The sequence below is a fragment of the Oceanospirillum sp. genome (assembly GCF_982874595.1).
In genome coordinates this window covers 12,100-16,148 of the sequence record NZ_CEYNZH010000067.1, presented here as the reverse complement: position 1 = coordinate 16,148, position 4,049 = coordinate 12,100, and the positions used below count along the sequence as shown (strand labels likewise).

The 4,049-nt window shown below is 49.0% G+C and carries 3 protein-coding genes, 2 tRNA genes and 1 pseudogene; 1 reads left to right on the top strand and 5 read right to left on the bottom strand.

The window, feature by feature from the left end; all coding sequences use genetic code 11:
• Window positions 1-104 precede the first annotated feature (104 nt).
• Both AC4GL5_RS17155 and AC4GL5_RS17150 read right to left on the bottom strand, forming a co-directional pair.
• Window positions 105-181: transfer RNA gene (locus AC4GL5_RS17155), tRNA-Arg, on the bottom strand.
• Between the two features lie 16 nt (window positions 182-197).
• Window positions 198-274: transfer RNA gene (locus tag AC4GL5_RS17150), tRNA-Pro, on the bottom strand.
• Window positions 275-497: 223 nt separating this feature from the next.
• Here AC4GL5_RS17150 and folD point away from each other — a divergent pair.
• Complete coding sequence (gene folD, locus AC4GL5_RS17145) at window positions 498-1,355, top strand: bifunctional methylenetetrahydrofolate dehydrogenase/methenyltetrahydrofolate cyclohydrolase FolD (RefSeq protein ID WP_490384025.1); 858 nt, start codon at window positions 498-500, stop codon at window positions 1,353-1,355.
• A gap of 40 nt (window positions 1,356-1,395) precedes the next feature.
• Here folD and AC4GL5_RS17140 read toward each other — a convergent pair.
• The 3 genes and pseudogenes from AC4GL5_RS17140 to AC4GL5_RS17130 form a co-directional block, all read right to left on the bottom strand.
• A pseudogene (locus tag AC4GL5_RS17140) lies at window positions 1,396-1,599 on the bottom strand (integrase core domain-containing protein); the annotation flags it as partial.
• Between the two features lie 367 nt (window positions 1,600-1,966).
• Window positions 1,967-3,649, bottom strand: a complete 1,683-nt coding sequence (locus tag AC4GL5_RS17135) for a methyl-accepting chemotaxis protein (protein WP_490384024.1) — start codon at window positions 3,647-3,649, stop codon at window positions 1,967-1,969.
• Window positions 3,650-3,830: 181 nt separating this feature from the next.
• Window positions 3,831-4,049 (bottom strand): hypothetical protein (locus AC4GL5_RS17130; protein ID WP_490384023.1); only part of this gene is annotated, 219 nt, incomplete at its 5' end.

Here is a 4,049-nt window from a genome sequence, read left to right as displayed (position 1 = left end):
ACCCACGACAACCGGAATCACAATCCGGGGCTCTACCAACTGAGCTACGCTCACCGCCGAAACTAAATGCATAAACATTCAGCTAACTAGCCGAAACTGAACACTGGCGCGCCCAGCAGGACTCGAACCTGCAACCTACGGCTTAGAAGGCCGTTGCTCTATCCGGTTGAGCTATAGGCGCGTTACAAGTCCAAAAATGGTCGGGATAGAGGGATTCGAACCCCCGACATCCTGCTCCCAAAGCAGGCGCGCTACCAGACTGCGCTATATCCCGACTTACTTTCGACTAACACATGCTTTGATGGCTTCAATGAGAGGCCGTCTCAACATGGGGCGCATTTTATACACCTCCGAAAAGCTCGTCAACACTAATTTTAAAAAAAATTTAAGTTTTTCATTTAGATACAAGACATTAGCCTTGGATATTCCCCCGCAACGGGGAACATGCGAAAATAGATATATCAGTCACACAGCATGGGCAGGAGCACCTCCAAACGATGAACGCCAAAATTATTGATGGCAAACAGATTGCGCAAAACATCCGTGATTCTATCTCTGAAAAAGTACAGCAACGCGTAGATAACAATCAGCGCGTTCCCGGTCTGGCCGTGGTACTTGTCGGCGAAGATCCGGCGTCTGAAGTATATGTACGTAATAAGAAGGCTGATTGCGAAAAAGCCGGCTTTAAATCTTTCTCCTATGACATGCCTGCAACAACCTCTCAGGATGAGCTGCTGAAGCTGGTAGACGACCTGAACAACAACCCTGAGGTTGACGGTATTCTGGTACAGCTGCCTCTGCCTGCGCATCTGGATTCCGACCTCATTCTGGAACGCATCCAGCCGAATAAAGACGTTGACGGTTTCCACCCGTACAACCTGGGCCGTCTGGCTCAGCGCCTTCCGGTACTGCGCCCATGCACACCTAAGGGCATCATAACCTTGCTGGAAAGCACTGGTGTCGATATGCACGGCCTGAAAGCAACCATCGTTGGCGCATCCAATATTGTTGGCCGCCCAATGGCTCTGGAACTGCTACTGGCAGGCTGCACCGTTACCGTTACGCACCGTTTCACCAAAAATCTGCAGAAAGAAGTGTCTGAAGCTGACGTACTGGTTGTTGCCGTAGGCAAGCCGGGACTGGTTAAAGGCGAATGGGTTAAGGAAGGCGCTATCGTTATTGATGTGGGTATCAACCGTCAGGAAGATGGCAAGCTAGTGGGCGATGTTGAGTTTGAACCTGCTGCTGCGCGTGCCAGCTGGATCACTCCGGTTCCGGGCGGTGTTGGCCCTATGACTCGCGCCGCACTGCTGGAAAACACCCTTCAGGCTGCAAAAATGCACGACGCTGAGTAAATTCCCGCTCTGTTTAGTTCTGATACAGGTTGACCTTCTTTTACAGCGCCCGATGAACCTCATCGGGCGTTTTGTTTTTCAGAGGATGATAAGGGTATTGCTGACGGTAAAGCATGACCGCTTCTTTCGCCATTGCTTTCGATTCTTCAAGATCTCTTGGCTTTGGGGTCAGATATTCCTGCTTCAGGATGCCGTTCACATGCTCTACCAGTGCATTCTGATAACCGTCATATCCATCTGTCATCGGTGAGTAACCCACGATTTGAGGGAACTGAGCCTCGGATGACGGATACGCAGATTCAGCACGTACTCAAGAACCCTATATTCGAAGCCCTTACACTCTAGACCTCGATAGAAGTACTGATACCAAGCCTGACGGCAATACTGTAATGTGCCTATGCTTGTTTATAGGTCGTTTCGCCTTTTTTCAGTCTGGTCAAAACGGCCAATTTATAGACAAGAGAGTAATCACGCTGGGTACGCTTCAGATAAGTGGTCATCATATTTCTTCAGTTTAGGAGAGAAAATGTGTCAGCCTTATTCAGGACGGGACAGAGGCATAAAAAAGAGCCGACCTGCGGCTCTTTTTTATGCATCAGAGAAAGTAAAAATCAGAAGAGTTCAGCTTCCTCATGTACCCGTGGTTTTTCACGGCGTCTGGTGCTCCAGGTTTTATCGGTCACTTTAAAGGTGGCCATCATATCCTGTAACTTAGCGCTCATCTTCTTCAGGTCATCACCAAAACTGAACGTCAGCTGGCCAGACGACAGTGTCTCGTTGAAGTACTCATCCATCAGATTGATGTTGGTGCTCACTTCTGAAAAGTTAGTATTCTGAATCTGCAGCGCCGCCAATATCTCTTCAGAACAGCTGCGGATATGAACGATCGCTTCGTTAATCTCTTCCAGGCTGGTGCGGCTCGCCTCTACCAACTCTTTACTGTCTTTTGCCGCATCAACACTCTGGCGCATAATACTGACCACACTGGCCGTTTCGTTGCGGATCGCTTCAACCATCGACTGTACTTCAAGGGTTGAGTCATGGGTTTTACCTGCCAGTGAACGAACTTCATCCGCTACAACAGCAAAGCCGCGACCGGCTTCGCCGGCACGGGCGGCCTCGATGGCAGCATTCAGTGCCAGCAAGTTGGTCTGTTCAGCGATGGTACCGATCACGTCAATCACACCCTCGATACGGTCGCTGCTCTCCTGCAGACGGTTAATCGTACCCTCAGCACTGGAAACGCGCTCGGCAAGGCGCTCCATATTGATACTGGATTCCTTAACAACATCCAGCCCATGACCCACACGTTGATACCCCTGATCCGATGCCGCCGAGATACGCTCAACAGCAGAAGAAACCGACTGCGCAGCATCCTGAGTAGACAGCATACCGCTGTGCACCTTCTTACTCTGCTCGTTCTGTTTCAGAATCCGGTCCTGAACATGCTCATTGGTATTGGATAATTCATCTGCCATCGGAATCAGGCGCACAACAGACTTCATCACATTGGCAACGGTCTGATCGGTTTTCACCAGAAAATGATTAAAAGAACGCGCCAGATCACCGATCTCATCTTTGCGGTTTTCCGACAAACGCTTAGACAGGTCGCCATCCCCTTTACCCAAGTCTTCTACCATGTGATACATCTTATTAATGGGCAACAGGACAAAGAAACGCAACCCACTTAACAGCAATACAATCAGCCCCGCCAAAAGAGCAGAAAAAAGCATGCTGGTCCACTGAGATTGTTTCGCTTTCTGCAAAGCAGCGGACAGTGCGTTCTGTGTACGGGCATCCTGTGTTTTCATCAAATCGCCAATATGCTCATAAATTGCACTGGCGGCGCCGTCAAATTCACCCATCAATTGATTACCTGTAGCCGGGCCTCCATCGATATAACCCTGGGCCATCTTTTTACCTGTTGCATAATAAGTTTCAAATATCGGCAGCAGCTTACGGTAGGCATCTGCATTATCACTATCCAGCGCCATCATCTCCTTCAGGCGCGTGCGGAATAACGCTGCATTCTCTTCAGCCACATCAAAGCCATCATTCAGTCCATCCTGTGCACGGGTCGCACTGATATCGGTCAGCCACTGCTGAACCTGGATAACAGCAACCTGCATATCATGAGCCTTGTTCAGCTGGGGAATACGCTCTTTCTCCAGCGATTCCACCTGCTCAATCACATGGTGACTTTCACTGCGCAACATAACGACCTGCACCAGCAGGAACGCGATACAGATCCCACTAAAGAAAAGCGCTTTATTGCGCAGAGAATTTAATAACATAGCGGTGGCACTCTATAACGGGGGTAGGCTTTGAAGGTAAATAATGAAGCGCATTATTACACATTGTTACCAAAAAAAACCTACTTAAAAAGTGCCCTTTTGAGCAACATCATAAAAAGTATTCAAAAAACCGGTTCAGTTAAAACTAAACCGGTCATTTGAGGAGCAGGCTTCAAAGCCTTTATTCGTCTTTATAAGCGGCTTCTTTCTGAAGCAGGTAATTCACATATTTCATAGCCTGATTTAGACCGGGCTCATTATCTTCCCAGCTGATATCACCATCCTCATTCAGGTCTTCTCCAGTCTGGATCTGCTCCGCCAGCATCGCCATCTGAGAGGCCTCTGCGGAAAGATCCGTGTAACGGGGTGCACGGATGATTTTATCCACTAGCGCTGAAAG